Origin of the sequence: Enterobacter sp. EC_50 (assembly GCF_019584525.1) — a bacterium.
GTDB lineage: Bacteria > Pseudomonadota > Gammaproteobacteria > Enterobacterales > Enterobacteriaceae > Enterobacter > Enterobacter roggenkampii.
This window is the reverse complement of sequence record NZ_VDAF01000118.1, coordinates 1-231: the sequence shown is the minus strand read 5'-3', so window position 1 is coordinate 231 and position 231 is coordinate 1. Positions and strand designations below refer to the sequence as shown.

Genomic DNA, 231 nt, shown 5'->3' with positions numbered 1-231 from the left:
CTGCCGCTTGATGATGCGAAACGGGTGCTCCACCCTGGCACGGATGCTGGCTTTCATGTATTCGATGTTGATGGCCGTTTTGTTCTTGCGCGGATGCTGCTTCAAGGTTTTTACCCTGCCGGGACGCTCGGCGATCAGCCAGTCCACATCCACCTCGGCCAGCTCCTCGCGCTGTGGCGCTCCTTGGTAGCCGGCATCGGCTGAGACAAATTGCTCCTCTCCATGAAGCAG

At 58.9% G+C, this 231-nt stretch carries 1 protein-coding gene; it reads right to left on the bottom strand.

Translation table 11 applies throughout. The annotated features are described in order from the left end of the window. A partial coding sequence (locus FHC48_RS23280; protein ID WP_220413083.1) for a transposase occupies nucleotides 1-231 on the bottom strand: 231 nt, incomplete at both ends.